Consider the following 14,652-nt stretch of genomic DNA (forward strand, 5'->3'; position numbering starts at 1 on the left):
ATGAAAAAAATGATCAAACGGCGCAAGGGCTTCACCTTGATTGAAGTGCTCGCGGCCCTCGCAATTATTGTGGTTTTGACCCTCGCCCTCATCCTGATGGTTAAGGGACAGGTGGACCAGGCAAACAAGAAGGACAACCGGCTGCTGGAACAGACCGTGAACGCACAGATTGAGGTGCAGATGGATGATACTGGCACGAGCGACAAGGTAACGATTACCAATATTGGTGATTTACGCGATGAAGGTTTCATCAGCGCAAAGCAGTACGAGCAGCTCAGCGACAAGCACGCTAAATTTAAGACGAGCTCTGATGGCGTGCCGCAAGTGGACATTCCGTAATTGCGCCGCCGGGGTTTCACGCTGATTGAGGTGCTCGCCGCACTGGTGGTGATTACCGTCACGCTGATGCTCGGCGTGGTGGTTGGGCGTAAGTGGGTGCAGGAGCAGCGCGAAATGGCGTTTTGTCAGCGCGTAGTGACCGAGTGGAATGCGATGATGGTGAACGCGGAGAATTCGAAGGACAATTATACCATGGAGTTTAAACAAGCTTCCAAACAGCCCTGCACAGCCAATTTTATGCATGATCTGCCTAATGGAGAACATGTAATTTCAGTCATTGCGCCACTTAGTTTGCAGATTATGAATAATAGTTCGTTCACGGTACGGCGCAAAACAGGACAAAACTTCACGCAACCGTTGACAATCATGATAGAAAGCCAAAGTGGTGCAGTATACAAAATGGTATTAGAACTGGGGTGGGGACGATTAAAGCTCTTGAAAAACGGCGTGCTGGTGGAATGATGGTCGAGCATATTGCCGCGCTGGCGGTGATTGGCTGTTGCTGCGTGACCGTGGCGACAGTGAGCGCCGCCCACCATGAGCTGGTGCTGCCCGCACGCGAAGAAGCGTACGCTGCCCAGGCAGCGCTCAATGCTATTCGTATCACTAATGCTAACCCTACTGGAGGAATGCAGGTCAAGACCCCATTAGCATTTGATAAGTATGCCGCAACCGTGGTGGGGGATAAAATTGAGGTGAAAAAGGTTGGCACTGATAAAAAGTGGACGTTCACGCGCAGGCTTCACACTCATTGAATGTATGGCGGCACTAGTGGTATTTGTGGTTATTATACTAATGTGGCAGCCACTAACTCAGGTTAGTAAGTCGATGCAACGGACTGATGAAGAAATGACCGGAATGCTTGCAGGTGCACGTGAATTGGAGGAAATGACGCGTGGAGGAAAAGTAAATAGTTCGGCTTTGAAGGGTGAGCTGTTGCTTGAGACAAGAAGAAATCAGCATTACACACTTAAACTAATGTCAACCCCAGCCAATCCAAACACCCTAGTAATTACTGCAAAAGGAGGTGGATATATGCCGATTGTTCGTCATGTGAAGCAATTTGACGTTTCAACTATTAAGCCAAATGTACTCGAATACATCGTAACTATGGAGTCAGGTAAGATTTTTGTTGGGGTGTTGACCGACAATGGGGGTGAGTAATTCGCGAAGGAGAAACGGTAGTGCATTGATAACCGCATTAATGTTGTTGATAGTGGTAAGTGTATTGTGTGGGATTATCACAATTCAATTTGTAAGGTGGCGTCAAAGTTACCGTACGGAGACTCAATACACAATTAGCCGAATTAAGGCTAATGTTTCGGTTCCAGAAGGAGTTAAAGCACATTAACAATGAGTGCAATCTAACCTATAATCGTGAAACGTTTTTACATTGTGGCTTGTTTTGACTTGAAAAGTCATGAATTTTCCGTCGTTTTTTTAAGCGTTCATTAGATTGCGCTTACTGAAAGAAAAAGCTCTTGATTTGCATTTAAATCCTCGTTACACTGTAATCAGCTAAGTGTTTTAATGAGGGTCGTGTCTGGCCCACCTGCGGCAGTAGGTGGGTTTTAGCATGCGCAAACAAACCCGGTTGCTTGTGATTTTTAACCCGGGATTATCCACGAAAAATGATACGAATGCAGAACTGAGGATTGCGGGTTTTCTGAAACTATTTCAGTGACCCCAAGGAGGGAACAGTCTTGGCTAACGAGCACATGGAAAAGCTGTACGACGTCTTGAATCAGGCGACTGGTTTACTGCAGAAGAATTTGAAGTCCAGCATGATTTCGGCCCTAGTTGAGGTCGGCGAGGATTTCGCTAGCAACGAAATCACCCAGGAAGATGGCCTGCCTGATGCCAACACCACGGCCAAGCTCACCGACTTACTGCACCAAGTGAATCTGGCGGAATACTCTGCGGAGGAAATTCGGCAGGCCCTGCAGTTGGTGCTGGTGCGCACGATTGCCGCCGACCAGATCGAACCCAATAAGCAGGTGACACCGGACGCTCTGGCCAGTTTGGTTAGCTTCATGGTCACCACGATGATGCCCAAGTTGCCGGCTGAGCTCAAGATTGCTGACATTGCGGCGGGCACGGGGAATTTACTGTACGCCGTGATGAACCAGTTGCACGCGGCGAAGAACGTCGCTGTCCACGGATACGCGGTGGACAACGACGAGGACCAACTCGCCGTTGCCAGCATGAGTGCGGGCCTCCAGAAGGCGGACGTGGAATTGTTCCACCAAGACGCCATTGAGCCGCTGCAGTTCAACAACATCGACGTGGCGGTTTCGGACCTGCCCGTTGGTTACTACCCCGTAGATGAACGGGCCAAGGCCTTTGCCACCGCGGCAAAAGAAGGTCATTCCTACGCCCACCACTTGCTACTCGAACAGGCGATTAACGTGCTGGCCCCCGGTGGTTTGGGCTTGTTCTACGTGCCAAGCAGCGTGTTCAGCACGGACGAAGCCAAGGGCCTGACCGAATGGCTGGCTAAGACCGCCTACTTCCAGGGGTTGCTGGCACTGCCCGAGAACTTCTTTGCCACCAAGTCCGCCCAGAAATCGCTGCTTGTGCTGCAGAAGCCGGGTAACGGGGCAAAGCAGGCCACCCAGGTGCTGCTCGGGACGTTCCCAGATTTGAACGATACGGCTGCCTTCAAGCAGTTTATCGCTGACGTAGCAAGCTGGCACCGCGACAACATGGAGTGAGGTAAAACCGTGGCCAAAATTCTAGCAGTTAACACCGGTAGTTCAACCCTGAAGTGGAAACTTTTTCAAATGCCCGAGGAAACCGTCATCGCGGGGGGCATGGTCGACCGTCTTGGTCTGCCGGGCTCCAAGGTGAAGATTAAGTACGGCGATGGGCAGGAATTCAAGCTCGACTGTGAAATTAAGACCGCCGATGAAGCTGTTGAGTTACTCTTAGACAAGCTTCTCGAACTAAAAATTATTAGTGACTACCATGAGATCAACGGGGTCGGGCACCGCGTCGTTGCCGGGGGTGAAGTGTTCAAGCACTCCACGCTGATTGACCGGCACGGATTGCAGCAGATTATGGATCTTGCTGAACTGGCTCCACTGCACAACCCGGCGGAGGCACGCGGGATTGCGGCGTTTATGCACGCCCTGCCTGATGTGCCGGAAGTGGGCGTGTTTGACACGTCTTTCCACACGTCTCTGCCGGCGATGAATTACCTGTACAGCATCCCCACCAAGTACTACAAACAGTTTGGCTTGCGTAAATATGGCGCGCACGGGACTTCGGTGCGCTTTGTGGCCAGCCGCACTGCGGAAATTTTGCACAAGCCACTGGCAGATTTACGCCTCGTGGTAATGCACATGGGTAGCGGGGTGTCCGTGACGGCGGTCCAAAACGGCGTTAGTTTTGACACCTCCATGGGTTACACGCCCGTTTCCGGGGTGACCATGAGCACGCGCAGTGGGGACATTGACCCCTCGCTGGTGGCGATGCTGATGAAGAAGCTGAATATCACGGATCCCGACCGGATTATTACGCTCCTCAACAACAAGTCTGGGGTCTACGGGCTGTCCGGCTTGTCCCCCGACATGCGTGAAATTGAAGCAACCATCGACACGCGGCCGGAATCCAAGCTCGCTATCGACGTCTTCGTTAACCGCATGATTAAGTATGTCGCTGGTTACATCGCCGAAATGGGCGGGGTCGATGCGATTGTCTTCACTGCGGGGATGGGTGAAGCAGATGCGGCGATGCGCAAGCGGATTGTCGACAAACTGGCAGTCTTCGGGCTGAAAATGGATGAAGCGGTCAACGACAACGTGAAGGGAGAAGCAGACATCACGGCAAGCGGCAGTTCGGCGCAGGTACTAGTGGTACCAACCAACGAAGAATTGATGATTGCCCGGGACGTCTGCATTGTGGGCGAATGTCTTTAATGGATTGGATCTATATTGCCACCGCAATCGTGGCGGTCATCGTGACCGGGATTGCGGCGTTCATGGTGCAGGTACCATCTAAGATTCGCTGGTTCCGCCGCGGGTTCTTCCTGCTAGTGGCGGCGGCGTTTCTAATCGCTTCGATTGCCATGCCCCTGAATACCCACGCGAAAGTGACGGGGTACTTCATCGCCGTGCTCATGGCATGTTTCGGACTCTGGCGTCAGGGCCTCACGAACTGGGGCATCATCGCGGGACTCGGGGCGACGCGCGTTTGGGGTACCATCACCACCGTTGAACTAACCCACGATGACAAGCATGATTTCACGGTCCTCGAAGCCTTCGTCGGCAGCATTCGGGTGAGCCGGCTACGTTTTGGTCAGTCGCAAGCCGCTTTGGGTGAGTTCATCAAGAACAAAGCACCGAACACTAAATTACAGTAAATGACATTAGAGCCGCCGCGTGCGGTTCTTTTTTTGCACTTGGGCACAAAAATAGGGACTGAACGGTGATGTTCAGTCCCTGTTGTGCAGTTAGTAGGTTTCTTTGCGTTGCCGCTGGGCGTCTTGCATCGCGCCAGAGGTGTATTCGAGCAGGCTGGACTTGAGGTTGTCCTCCATGTTCGCCAGTTCCTTCTCGGCGGCTTGGCGCTTGGCCCGCCCGTCTTGTTGGATCTGCAGGGTTTCCTTCAGGGTATCAATCAAATCACCCTGAGTTTGGGTGAGGGTCTCGATGTCAACCACACCACGCTCGTTTTCCTTCGCCGTTTCGATGCTCGAAATCTTCAGCATCTGGCTGTTCTTCTTGAGCAGGTCGTTGGTGGTTTCGGATACTTCGCGCTGGGCAGTGACGGCTTCCTTCTGGCGCAGCAGGGTGAGGGCGATGGCCACCTGGTTCTTCCAGAGCGGAATGGCCGTATTGATGCTGGCCTGAATCTTTTCCGCCAGGGCCTGGTTCGTGTTTTGAATCAGCCGAATCTGGGGTGCTTGCTGCAATGTGATTTGGCGAGCGAGCTGCAAGTCGTACGTCCGCTTTTCCAGGCGCGTCACGAACTGCTGCAGGTCGTTGACCGTCTGGACGTCCATCTGGTCACCGCTAGCTTCGGCCTTCGCCTGGGCTTCGGGAATGGTCTTCGTGTTCAGCTCATCCTGCTTCATCTTGGCGGCGGCAATGTAGATGTTCAGCGCCTCGAAGTAGGACTTGTTTTGACTATAGAGTTCCTCGAGCAGCTTGTTGTCGGTGATTAGGCCGTTCTTTTCCTTATCCAGATGCACAGCGATGGTGTCGATTTGCGCGCCAATCTTCTGGTACTTGGCCGTGATTTCGAAGATGCTGCGCTTAACCTTGCCGAAGACGCGGCTGAAAATATTGCTGTTCTCAGGCCGCAGTTCGTCGGGGTCAGTTTCGTTCAGCCGGGTCATGAGGGAGGTCAAAGCATCCCCAATCGCGCCGGTGTCGGAGCTGGAAACCTTGTTTAACATGTTCTGGGAAAAGGCGGACAGCTTCTGCTGGGCGCCGGCACCATAGGAAAGCACCGCGGTCTGGTCGGTTGGATCAATCTTGCTGGCTAATTCGTGCGCCGCCTGGACGTCTGCGGCGGACATGTTGGCCGTGGCGTCGGGGCTCTGAGCTGTAGGTGCCGCATCCGGTTTAGCCGCCGGGGCAGCCATGGAGGTGGCAAATGGGTCATTCAAGAGGTCAGCAGTCAGATCCTTGACTGAGGCCTGCTTTGCTTCAGGGTTTTCGTTGTTCATTACTTATCTTCCTTTTCTTCTGGCGCGGCGTCAGGCTGCGCGTTTGCGGCGGTCTGCGCATCGTGCATGCTTGCATGGCGGGCGAGCTGCTGCTTAGTCAACGTGACGGTGGTGTCGAGGTCTTCAATGTCGTCGTGGACGAACGCGGCATACTCGTCGCGGATGGTCGCGGCAAGCTTGGCCAGCGCGTCCTTGGCCTGGTTCAGGACCAGGTAGGTGTCAGCGGTCTTGACTTCGTGGCGCGTAATGATCACGTACTTGCGCGTGAGGTCCGCCATGTTGGGCAGCTGTTCGTAGAGGAACGGCGCCGATTCGGTCATCCGCTTGGGTTCATTCACGATTGCCTTGAAGTACGCGTGAATCACGTTCATGGTGTCGAATTCGCGGAGGATATCCTGCAGCTCGACACTACTGTTGACCGTTGTTTCGAGGCTGTGGATGTTCTTGCTGGCCCCAGCCATGGTTTCGCGAAAGACGGCAATTTCACTGTCGGACAGGCCGGCTTCTTCGTAATGGTTTGCCAGCTTCTGACTCATGGGGTGGTCAATCACAGCGGGTTCAACTGGCCGCTTACGTTTTTGCCAAGCAATCGTTAAGCCAGCAACGATCGCGGCGAACAGCGGGATGTTGAGGCCAAACAGTGCGGACACGTAACCGCCTTGGAAAACCATGCCGTTGGTGGCGGTGGCAATCAGGTAGCCGACGAAACTGAGGCCTACCACTTGGTATTCGCGCACGCGTTCTTCCTTGGGCTTTTCCGGCCGGCGCATGATGTGCTGTTCGATGAAAAAGCGGGTGAGCCCGAAGATGAGGGCAATCAGCTCAGCGCCAAGGAACCAGATACCATCAATGGTGGTGCTCATCCCGAGGCCCGTGACAGCGTACATGTAGCCCAGGAAGGTCCACATGATAACCCGCCACCACCGGAATCGCCGGGGACGAGCTTCACGATTTTGTTTTGTGTGTTTTGTCTTTTTGGACATTATTCGTCACTCCTTCAGGGACACTACTGCCGCTTGTATGCACTAAGTTTAGCATATGCGCCGTGCCTGCTTATCCGCCCTTAGTCTGAATTTACGAACGAATCAAAACCGCGGCATGCTCGTGCCACTTCCTATTGTAACGATTCTGAACGATTTTCTAAATGAAACAGAAAGATTAATTTGTGCTTTTGTGCAATTGGCCAAATACGTGTATCATAATGAAAGACTAACTAAAAATATGTAGACAGGAGGCGAGCACATGGCAGAGCAGATGACCCGGAAGCAGTACCGAATGCAGCAGGAACAAGCTGAGCAAGAAGCGGCCGCGCGGGACAAGAAGCGCGTGGCGGTGGAACGGGAGTACGCACGGGAAACCGCGAAGCACCCCGAGAAGACGCAACGGTTCGATGAAGTCAGCTATCGCAAAGTTAGCGGCTTGAAGTCGAAGCTGAACTGGGCTATCGGCATTGAGGTGATTCTCCTCATTATTGTCGCGCTCGTCTTGTTTTTACTATAGCTAATTACCTGCCGTTAAGGCGTGAAAGGATGTATGAAATGACTATTGGTGTTGTCTGTGCAATGGAAGAAGAAATCCGCGAGCTGCTCGCTGTTCTTGACGAACGTCAGGAAACCGTGATTGCGGGTCAACCATACTACAGTGGTAAAATCGAGGGCGTTGACGTGGCGCTCGTGCAATGTGGTATTGGTAAGGTGCAAGCCGGCATGAACACCGCCGTTTTGCTTGAACGGTTCAAACCAGATGTTGTCATCAACACCGGTAGTGCTGGTGGGATTGGCGACGGCCTCAAGGTGGGCGATGTGGTGATCAGTTCCGGCGTGGCGTACCACGACGTTAACTCAACCGCATTCGGCTACAAACCAGGGCAATTGCCAGACCAGCCCCAGATTTTCAAGGCAGACGAAGAATACGTGGGTAAGATTCAGCAGGCAGCGGCGGCTACCAACCTGACAACCCACGTGGGCCTCATCGTTACTGGTGACCAGTTCATCAGCAGCACGCCCGCAATTGAGAAGATTAAGTCCATCTACTCTGATGCGCTCGCTAGCGAAATGGAAGGCGGCGCAATCGGGCAGGTTGCAACGCAGTTCAAGACGCCATTCGTGGTCATTCGCGCGATGAGTGATACCGGGGATGAGAACGCTAGCGTTTCCTTCGACGAGTTCATCGTTGAAGCCGGGAAGCGCAGCGCCGCAATGCTGCTGGCTTTCCTCAAGGCACTTTAATTTAAATATCGGTGGCCGCCAAGTATTTTTGGTGGCCATTTTTTTGACGAAAGGATAATTAGCGTAATTATGAACCATGTATATCTAGATAACGCGGCCACAACGCCGATGCATCCAGCCGTGGTGCAGGCAATGACTGACCAGATGATGAATGACTTCGGTAACGCCAGCTCGACTCATTTCTTCGGGCGCACCGCGCACGCTGCCCTGGATAAGGCACGCGGGCAATTGGCGAGCACGCTGCACACCAAGCCCGACCACATCGTCTTCACCGGGGGTGCGACGGAAAGCAACAACACGGCCATCATGCAGACGGCGCGGGCCAATGCGGGCCGTGGTAAGCACATTATTACCACCGCCATCGAGCACCTTTCCGTGCTCAAGCCGATGCGCACGCTGGAAGCAGAAGGGTTCACCGTGACCTACCTGCCAGTGGACGAGAACGGCGAGATTAGTTTGGCGGATTTCAAGGCCGCCCTTGATGACGAGACCATCCTCGTATCCATTATGTACGGGAACAACGAGGTGGGGAGTGTGATGCCGATTGCAGAAATCGGTGCGTTGCTGGCTGACCACCAGGCGCTGTTCCACGTCGACGCGACGCAGGCGTTCGGACTGATTGACCTTGACCCCGCTAAGCTCGGCATCGACCTGTTGTCGGCGTCCGCCCACAAGCTGAACGGGCCTAAGGGAGTGGGGTTGCTCTACCGCAGCGACAACGTCCACATCAAGCCGCTGCTGCAGGGTGGCGAGCAGGAAAGCAAGCGCCGGGCTGGGACGGAGAACATTCCGGGTATCGTCGGGTTCGGCACCGCCGTTGCCCTGCTGAATCAGGACGCCAAGGCGCAAAAGCAGGCTGACTTCCTGCAGTTCAGCCACCAGATTACGGCGGCACTCACGGCTGCCGACGTTGAATTCCACGTCAACGGGAACCTAGAACACCAGCGGTTGCAGCACGTGCTGAACCTTTGGCTGCCAGGCGCGTCGACCTACGCGTTGCAGACCAACCTTGATTTGGCCGGTTTTGCGATTTCTGGCGGCTCAGCCTGCACCGCGGGGAGCCTCGAGCCTTCGCACGTATTGACCGCGATGTACGGTGAGGATTCACCACGCATCAGCGAGTCCATCCGGATTTCCTTTGGGACGACCACCACTGCCGAAGATGTCGATGCCTTTGCCCAGGCACTCATCAAGATTGTTCGGCGGCTGCTGGCCCGGAAACAGAAATAGAATCATTTATGAGCGGACCGCGCAATGCAAATTTGCGCGGTCTTTGCGTTTTCTCGACCCACAAGTGCCATCTAACCGCTTGCATGTGATAAAATGTAAGCATGAACAAAATGACGCGGCGCGCGGAATGCCTGATTTTTCCCGCGCCGAGTGATAGGAGTGGATAATTATGGCACTGACAGAGACAGTTAAGGTTCTGGGCGACTCCAAGACCTACAAGCTCAGCCCGAACGTTAAGCGGTACACGCTGATGGACACGGGTTTCATGCGCACGAAGAACGGCGGGTTCCAGATGGAGCGGGCATTGGATCCGAACAGCCCGTTCACCAGTGCAAACAAGCTGCGGATTACCGTCAGCAAGGATCTTGATAAGTTCTCCATGAGCGTCACGACAGCTAACGGGTTGCGGGCAGTGGACATCTTCAAGTCCGACAAGACGGCAGCGAACGTGGAACAGTACAACTACGTGCTGGAGAACCTGCTTGAACGCCAGGTACTCGCGGTCGTTGACTAAAAATGATTTAACTGCTAGCGGTTAGGATAATGATGTCCGAGCCGCTTTTTGATGCCACTGATAATTAAGAATTTCCAATTAACCGGCACTGGCAGGCCATAATCATGTTCGGTTTGGTATATTAATATTAATAAGCCGGCAGCCACGGCAGCAGTTGAAGCAAACAGGGGCATCATCCCGAGACGAGTACTCGCCTAGACCTGGCGACCGTCCGCGGCCGCTTTTTTTGCGTCAAGGTCGGCATCAAACCTGGAGAAAAAATATGCAAGAATTCATCATTAACGCCATCGAGAGCTTCGGTTATCTGGGCATTATGTTATTAATCACGCTGGAAAACGTGTTCCCGCCAATTCCGTCCGAAGTGGTGCTCAGTTTTGCCGGCTTCATGACTAAGCACAGTGAATTGAACGTCAGCTGGGTGGTTGTGTACGCCACCATCGGCTCGGTGTTGGGTGCGGCGATTCTGTATTGGGTCGGCCGCTTGCTCAGCACCGAACGTTTAGAACGAATGGTTGCCGGGCGCCTTGGCCGTATTCTCCACTTTGAACCCGCCGACATCGTGAAGGCGGAGGGCTGGTTCAAGAAGCGGGGGAACATCGCGGTATTCTTCTGTCGCTTCATCCCCATCATCCGCAGCCTCATCTCCATTCCGGCGGGCACAACCAAGATGCCTTTCGGCCACTTCCTGCTGTTGACCACGGCGGGCACAGCGGTCTGGAACCTCGTCCTCGTCTTCCTCGGCCGGGCGGCGGGTCACGCCTGGAGTCAGGTGGCAGGTTACGTTGATTCGTACGCGCACATTGCCCTCGTCATCCTGGTCGTATTAGCGGGCGGTCTATTTGCGATATTTTACCAAAAGCGTCGCACGTCAAAGTAACGTGAATGCTTGCGCCGGCGCTTTTGGCCTTTTAAAATTAAGGCCAGAGGTGGGAAAATGACTGTTTGTGCAACCAAAACATTACTGGCAACGACGTTAAAGGACATGATGCAAACCATGGACTTAGATCACGTCACGATTGAAGAGCTAACGCGGCGGGCAGGGGTGACGCGGAACACGTTCTATTACCATTTCGATGACATCTATTCCCTCCTCAAGTGGATTTATGATCAAGAAGTGGTTGCGGAACTGCGCGCCCACGCCCAGTTCGATGAGTGGCAACAGGCCTACCGGGTGCTGCTGGATTATATCAGCGACAACCAGGCTTTTTGCATTGCCTCATTTCATTCAGTCGCCCGGGATTTGCTCGAAAAGCTGCTGGTGGCGGTGTCCGAAGAGATGGTGCAACGCGTGATTCACGATGCGGATGCGGACGTGCCGCCTAAGATTGCAAAAGACATCACGGACTTTTACGGTCTCGCAATCGTGGCGCAGGTCATCAAGTGGCTCATGGATGGGCTGACTGAGGACAAGGAAAGCTTGATTCAACGGGCCGACATCATGCTGCGGGGCGGGATTGCCAACGCCATCAAGAACGGCCGCGAACAGTACGGCTTCTACGCGGTGCCGCGGGCGAAGTAGGCTAGGATTTAGGAATTATTTAAATGATCTTTGGGCAAAGCCAGTACTTTGCCCATTTTTTTTGCACTAAATGGCCCCTAAACTAGACTTGTAAGCAAAAAGAAACCGCATTCATGATTGGCGGTACGGATTTCCGTAGCGCCGGCGAAGGAGGACATTATGAGTAAAAAGCACGTATTCTTCGGGATTATCTTCGGTCTGACTCTGGCGGGAACGGCATTCATCGTTAACCGGCTCGACCTGCTGCACGATGACGCCGAGGACTATAAGGAATTCGAAGGGCGCTAAACCGCGTAGTTGAACAATCGCGTTGACTGGATGCGCATCTAGCATGCAGTCAGGAAAGGAAGCAACAATGAAGACAAAAGCAATTATGATTGGTGCCGGACTTGCCAACATGGCGTCCGCCGTTTACCTGATTCAAGAAGCACATTGGGACGGCTCCCAGATTACGTTCTATTCCCTGGACGACCACGGTTCAAACGACGGTTCAACCACCGATGACCAGGTCGACGAATATTGGAACAAGAACCACCCACTGACCAACACTAAGGGATTCGTTGCTCGTGGTGGACGCATGCTCAACTACCGGACCTACGTTGACCTGATGGACCTGCTGTCCCGCGTCCAGTCAGTTACCGAACCGGGGATGACGGCCGCCGAAGACACTTACGACTTTGACGCCAAGCATCGGACGTACGACAAGGCGCGCCTGCTCCAGGGTGGTAAGGGCATCATTGATGGCGGCAAGATGGGCCTGAACAATCAGGACCGGCTGCTGCTGACCAAACTGATTATGACGCCGGACAAGGAAGAAACGAAGCTCGACAACGTCTCCATCGCCGAGTACTTCAAGGACGACCCACACATGTTCCAGACCAACTTCTGGTACATGTGGGAGACCACCTTTGCCTTCCGCACCAAGAGTTCGGCCCAGGAGCTGCGGCGCTACATGCACCAGATGATTTATGAATTTACGCAGATTGAACACCTGGTCGGCGTTAACCGTACCCGTTACAACCAGTACGAGAGCATCATGCTGCCACTGATCAACTACCTGAAGGAACAGGGGTGCCAGATTGTGCTTAACCGGCGCGTTACGGACTGGGACTTCAAGGACAGTAAGATGACCGACGAAATCACCGTGACGGGTTTGACCATGACCAACACCGAAACCGGCGAGGAAGAGCACGTGGATGTGGACGACGACACCGCCGTGATCTTCACGAACGGTTCCATCACCGACTCGGCGACGATGGGCGACCTGGACACACCAGCACCTGAGAACATGGATTATGGTGCCGCTGCCGGTCTGTGGAAGAAGGCGACCGAGCGGTTCTACAACTTGGGTAACCCCGACAAGTTCTTCGCCGACCGTGACGCTAGTGAGTGGGTCAGCTTCACCTTGACCACCAAGGACCACACGTTGCTCAACGAAATCAGTCGGATTACGACGCAGGAACCAGGGAACGCGCTGAATTCCTTCCTGTCGACATCGCCAATTACGCCATTGGGTCAAGTTGACGTCAACATGTCCATTGTTGTCCACCACCAGCCACACTTCACGGAACAAAAACCAAACGAATCTGTTATCTGGGGTTACTTCCTCTACCCACGGCGTCGCGGCGAATTCGTGCAGAAGCCGTACATCGAGATGACCGGGAAGGAAATGCTGCAAGAACTTATCGGGCAGCTGTCCAAGGTTGACCCTGGCCCCGTGAACATCCGCGAACACGAAGATGCCATCATGGACTCAGTTATCAACTGCATCCCCGTCTACATGCCATACGCATCCGCACTGTTCAACAACCGCGCCAAGACCGACCGGCCTAAGGTAATCCCGGCCCACTCCACGAACCTTGCCTTTACCGGTGAATTCGTTGAGCAGCCATACCAGATGATTTTCACCGAGCAGTCCGCGGTTCGTTCCGGCGAAATTGCCGCGTACCACTTTGCTGGTATCCCGATGAGTCACCTGGTGGACACACCACGTTACGACAAGGATATCCCAACGCTCATGCGCGCAACCAAGAAGATGTTCAGCTAAACCGCACTACACTAAAGGACGCCGACAAATGTTGGCATCCTTTTCGGTGTTATAATGGGCTTCGAGGTGAACCAGATGAATGAACTTGAGCAGATTAACCGCATGGCTGCCATGGTGGACGGACCGCTGCGGCACATGGTTAGTAGCGGGGTAACGCCCGGCGTGAGCTATGCCGTTATCGCCGGCAAGCGCAGTTACAGTGAATATTTCGGGAACGCGCAGATTAAACCGACCACCGTGCCGCTGACCGCGAACATGTACTACGACCTTGCTTCACTGACGAAGGTCATCGGCACCACGCCGCTGTTATTGCAGGCGGTCCGTGCGGGGCTGCTGCAGCTTGATCAAGAAGTGCGCACGGTGTTGCCCACCTTCTCGGGCGGCGATTTGACCTTTCGCGAGCTCATGACGCACACATCGGGGCTGGAAGGTTATATTCCGCACCGCGATGAATTGCCGCCAGACCAGCTGCAACGGGCGCTGACCACGCAGCTGCACGTGGGCGCGGACCGCGGGCACGTGGCCGTCTACCGCGACTTTAACCTGCTGCTGACGGGTTGGGCACTGGAGAAGGTCTACGGGAACGTGCCAATCCAGCAGATCATCACGCAGCGGGTGCTCACACCGTGGGGAATTCAGGCCACTTTCGCGCCGGATGCTGCTGCCAGCGTGCCGACCAGCTACACGCCGGCAGCTGGGCTGCGACGCGGCGTGGTGCACGACCCCAAGAGCGCGATTTTGGGCGCCCATTCAGGCGCGGCCGGCATGTTCGCGACGTTGCCGGGATTGGTGCGGTATGTGCAGATTGCATTTGGCAACATTGCGCAAACCGCGCTGGCACCGGACTGGTCCCGGCAGTTGCAGCGCGATTATACCGCCGGTCAGCACCGCAGCATCGGCTATAACCTGCGCTACCAGGCGGGGAACCCGCGGCCATGGTTGTACCACACCGGCTACACGGGAACGTTTATTTTATTTGATCCGACCCAGCAGCTCGGTCTCATTGTGCTCAGCAACCGGGTGCACCCGTATGTCCACGAAGGCTTTCTGGCGCAGCGCGATGCGTTAATCGCCAAGTTCTTGAACTAAAATGAGCGAACT

The 14,652-nt window shown here is 54.2% G+C and carries 18 protein-coding genes; 16 read left to right on the forward strand and 2 right to left on the reverse strand.

Annotation, left to right across the window (positions count from 1 at the left end):
• The 7 genes from FC18_RS08620 to FC18_RS08650 all read left to right on the forward strand — a co-directional run bounded on the left by FC18_RS08620 (position 1) and on the right by FC18_RS08650 (position 4,702).
• Entirely contained in the window at positions 1–339 is a 339-nt protein-coding gene (locus FC18_RS08620) for a prepilin-type N-terminal cleavage/methylation domain-containing protein (protein WP_054677238.1), read from the forward strand.
• Complete coding sequence (locus FC18_RS08625; RefSeq protein ID WP_054677240.1) at positions 340–801, forward strand: type II secretion system protein; 462 nt, start codon at positions 340–342, stop codon at positions 799–801.
• Positions 798–1,094: a hypothetical protein gene (locus FC18_RS08630; protein WP_156300803.1), complete on the forward strand. Its 297-nt coding sequence runs from the start codon at positions 798–800 to the stop codon at positions 1,092–1,094. The genes FC18_RS08625 and FC18_RS08630 overlap by 4 nt, the downstream gene beginning before the upstream one ends.
• 73 nt (positions 1,095–1,167) lie before the next feature.
• Positions 1,168–1,503: a ComGF family competence protein gene (locus tag FC18_RS08635; RefSeq protein ID WP_225353663.1), complete on the forward strand. Its 336-nt coding sequence runs from the start codon at positions 1,168–1,170 to the stop codon at positions 1,501–1,503.
• Positions 1,504–2,042: 539 nt separating this feature from the next.
• Positions 2,043–3,053 (forward strand): class I SAM-dependent methyltransferase, encoded by a 1,011-nt coding sequence (locus tag FC18_RS08640; RefSeq protein ID WP_056976090.1) that lies wholly within the window; start codon positions 2,043–2,045, stop codon positions 3,051–3,053.
• 9 nt (positions 3,054–3,062) lie between these two features.
• On the forward strand, positions 3,063–4,259 hold the full coding sequence (locus tag FC18_RS08645; protein WP_054677246.1) for an acetate/propionate family kinase: 1,197 nt from the start codon (positions 3,063–3,065) through the stop codon (positions 4,257–4,259).
• Entirely contained in the window at positions 4,259–4,702 is a 444-nt protein-coding gene (locus FC18_RS08650; protein ID WP_054677248.1) for a hypothetical protein, read from the forward strand. The genes FC18_RS08645 and FC18_RS08650 overlap by 1 nt, the downstream gene beginning before the upstream one ends.
• Before the next feature lie 90 nt (positions 4,703–4,792).
• On the opposite strand, the gene FC18_RS08655 is transcribed toward FC18_RS08650, so the two are convergent.
• Both FC18_RS08655 and FC18_RS08660 read right to left on the reverse strand, forming a co-directional pair.
• The gene (locus FC18_RS08655) at positions 4,793–6,013 is read right to left on the reverse strand and encodes a toxic anion resistance protein (RefSeq protein ID WP_054677250.1); all 1,221 of its coding nucleotides are present in this window, start codon (positions 6,011–6,013) and stop codon (positions 4,793–4,795) included.
• Entirely contained in the window at positions 6,013–6,996 is a 984-nt protein-coding gene (locus FC18_RS08660; protein ID WP_082620494.1) for a 5-bromo-4-chloroindolyl phosphate hydrolysis family protein, read from the reverse strand. The genes FC18_RS08655 and FC18_RS08660 overlap by 1 nt, the downstream gene beginning before the upstream one ends.
• 259 nt (positions 6,997–7,255) lie before the next feature.
• Here FC18_RS08660 and FC18_RS08665 point away from each other — a divergent pair, with 259 nt between their 5' ends.
• From FC18_RS08665 to FC18_RS08700, 9 genes are all read left to right on the forward strand, one after another.
• A complete protein-coding gene (locus FC18_RS08665; RefSeq protein ID WP_054677253.1) occupies positions 7,256–7,513 on the forward strand; it encodes a hypothetical protein in 258 nt (85 codons plus the stop codon).
• A gap of 38 nt (positions 7,514–7,551) precedes the next feature.
• On the forward strand, positions 7,552–8,241 hold the full coding sequence (locus FC18_RS08670; RefSeq protein WP_054677255.1) for a 5'-methylthioadenosine/adenosylhomocysteine nucleosidase: 690 nt from the start codon (positions 7,552–7,554) through the stop codon (positions 8,239–8,241).
• Positions 8,242–8,310: 69 nt separating this feature from the next.
• Positions 8,311–9,471 (forward strand): cysteine desulfurase family protein, encoded by a 1,161-nt coding sequence (locus FC18_RS08675; RefSeq protein ID WP_054677257.1) that lies wholly within the window; start codon positions 8,311–8,313, stop codon positions 9,469–9,471.
• 169 nt (positions 9,472–9,640) lie between these two features.
• Complete coding sequence (locus tag FC18_RS08680) at positions 9,641–9,985, forward strand: DUF1831 domain-containing protein (RefSeq protein ID WP_054677259.1); 345 nt, start codon at positions 9,641–9,643, stop codon at positions 9,983–9,985.
• A 262-nt stretch (positions 9,986–10,247) separates the two neighbouring features.
• Positions 10,248–10,862: a DedA family protein gene (locus FC18_RS08685; RefSeq protein WP_054677261.1), complete on the forward strand. Its 615-nt coding sequence runs from the start codon at positions 10,248–10,250 to the stop codon at positions 10,860–10,862.
• Positions 10,863–10,919: 57 nt separating this feature from the next.
• Positions 10,920–11,504 carry a TetR/AcrR family transcriptional regulator gene (locus FC18_RS08690; RefSeq protein ID WP_054677263.1) on the forward strand — a complete coding sequence of 195 codons (585 nt, stop codon included), beginning with the start codon at positions 10,920–10,922 and terminating at the stop codon, positions 11,502–11,504.
• 159 nt (positions 11,505–11,663) lie between these two features.
• Positions 11,664–11,792 (forward strand): hypothetical protein, encoded by a 129-nt coding sequence (locus tag FC18_RS12405; RefSeq protein WP_263849233.1) that lies wholly within the window; start codon positions 11,664–11,666, stop codon positions 11,790–11,792.
• Between the two features lie 43 nt (positions 11,793–11,835).
• Positions 11,836–13,551 (forward strand): oleate hydratase, encoded by a 1,716-nt coding sequence (locus FC18_RS08695; protein ID WP_263849235.1) that lies wholly within the window; start codon positions 11,836–11,838, stop codon positions 13,549–13,551.
• A 75-nt stretch (positions 13,552–13,626) separates the two neighbouring features.
• On the forward strand, positions 13,627–14,640 hold the full coding sequence (locus FC18_RS08700) for a serine hydrolase domain-containing protein (protein ID WP_225353651.1): 1,014 nt from the start codon (positions 13,627–13,629) through the stop codon (positions 14,638–14,640).
• The last annotated feature ends 12 nt before the right edge of the window (positions 14,641–14,652 follow it).

Origin of the sequence: Lacticaseibacillus sharpeae JCM 1186 = DSM 20505 (assembly GCF_001436225.1) — a bacterium.
GTDB lineage: Bacteria > Bacillota > Bacilli > Lactobacillales > Lactobacillaceae > Lacticaseibacillus > Lacticaseibacillus sharpeae.

Excerpts from the sequence above, each read along its gene's own strand:
- FC18_RS08620 (WP_054677238.1), top strand. The coding sequence starts at position 1 with ATGAAAAAAATGATCAAACGGCGCAAGGGCTTCACCTTGATTGAAGTG.
- FC18_RS08630 (WP_156300803.1), top strand. The coding sequence starts at position 798 with ATGATGGTCGAGCATATTGCCGCGCTGGCGGTGATTGGCTGTTGCTGC.
- FC18_RS08635 (WP_225353663.1), top strand. The coding sequence starts at position 1,168 with ATGCAACGGACTGATGAAGAAATGACCGGAATGCTTGCAGGTGCACGT.
- FC18_RS08650 (WP_054677248.1), top strand. The coding sequence starts at position 4,259 with ATGGATTGGATCTATATTGCCACCGCAATCGTGGCGGTCATCGTGACC.
- FC18_RS08655 (WP_054677250.1), bottom strand. The coding sequence starts at position 6,013 with ATGAACAACGAAAACCCTGAAGCAAAGCAGGCCTCAGTCAAGGATCTG.
- FC18_RS08660 (WP_082620494.1), bottom strand. The coding sequence starts at position 6,996 with ATGTCCAAAAAGACAAAACACACAAAACAAAATCGTGAAGCTCGTCCC.
- FC18_RS08665 (WP_054677253.1), top strand. The coding sequence starts at position 7,256 with ATGGCAGAGCAGATGACCCGGAAGCAGTACCGAATGCAGCAGGAACAA.
- FC18_RS08670 (WP_054677255.1), top strand. The coding sequence starts at position 7,552 with ATGACTATTGGTGTTGTCTGTGCAATGGAAGAAGAAATCCGCGAGCTG.
- FC18_RS08675 (WP_054677257.1), top strand. The coding sequence starts at position 8,311 with ATGAACCATGTATATCTAGATAACGCGGCCACAACGCCGATGCATCCA.
- FC18_RS08680 (WP_054677259.1), top strand. The coding sequence starts at position 9,641 with ATGGCACTGACAGAGACAGTTAAGGTTCTGGGCGACTCCAAGACCTAC.
- FC18_RS08685 (WP_054677261.1), top strand. The coding sequence starts at position 10,248 with ATGCAAGAATTCATCATTAACGCCATCGAGAGCTTCGGTTATCTGGGC.
- FC18_RS08690 (WP_054677263.1), top strand. The coding sequence starts at position 10,920 with ATGACTGTTTGTGCAACCAAAACATTACTGGCAACGACGTTAAAGGAC.
- FC18_RS12405 (WP_263849233.1), top strand. The coding sequence starts at position 11,664 with ATGAGTAAAAAGCACGTATTCTTCGGGATTATCTTCGGTCTGACTCTG.
- FC18_RS08695 (WP_263849235.1), top strand. The coding sequence starts at position 11,836 with ATGCAGTCAGGAAAGGAAGCAACAATGAAGACAAAAGCAATTATGATT.
- FC18_RS08700 (WP_225353651.1), top strand. The coding sequence starts at position 13,627 with ATGAATGAACTTGAGCAGATTAACCGCATGGCTGCCATGGTGGACGGA.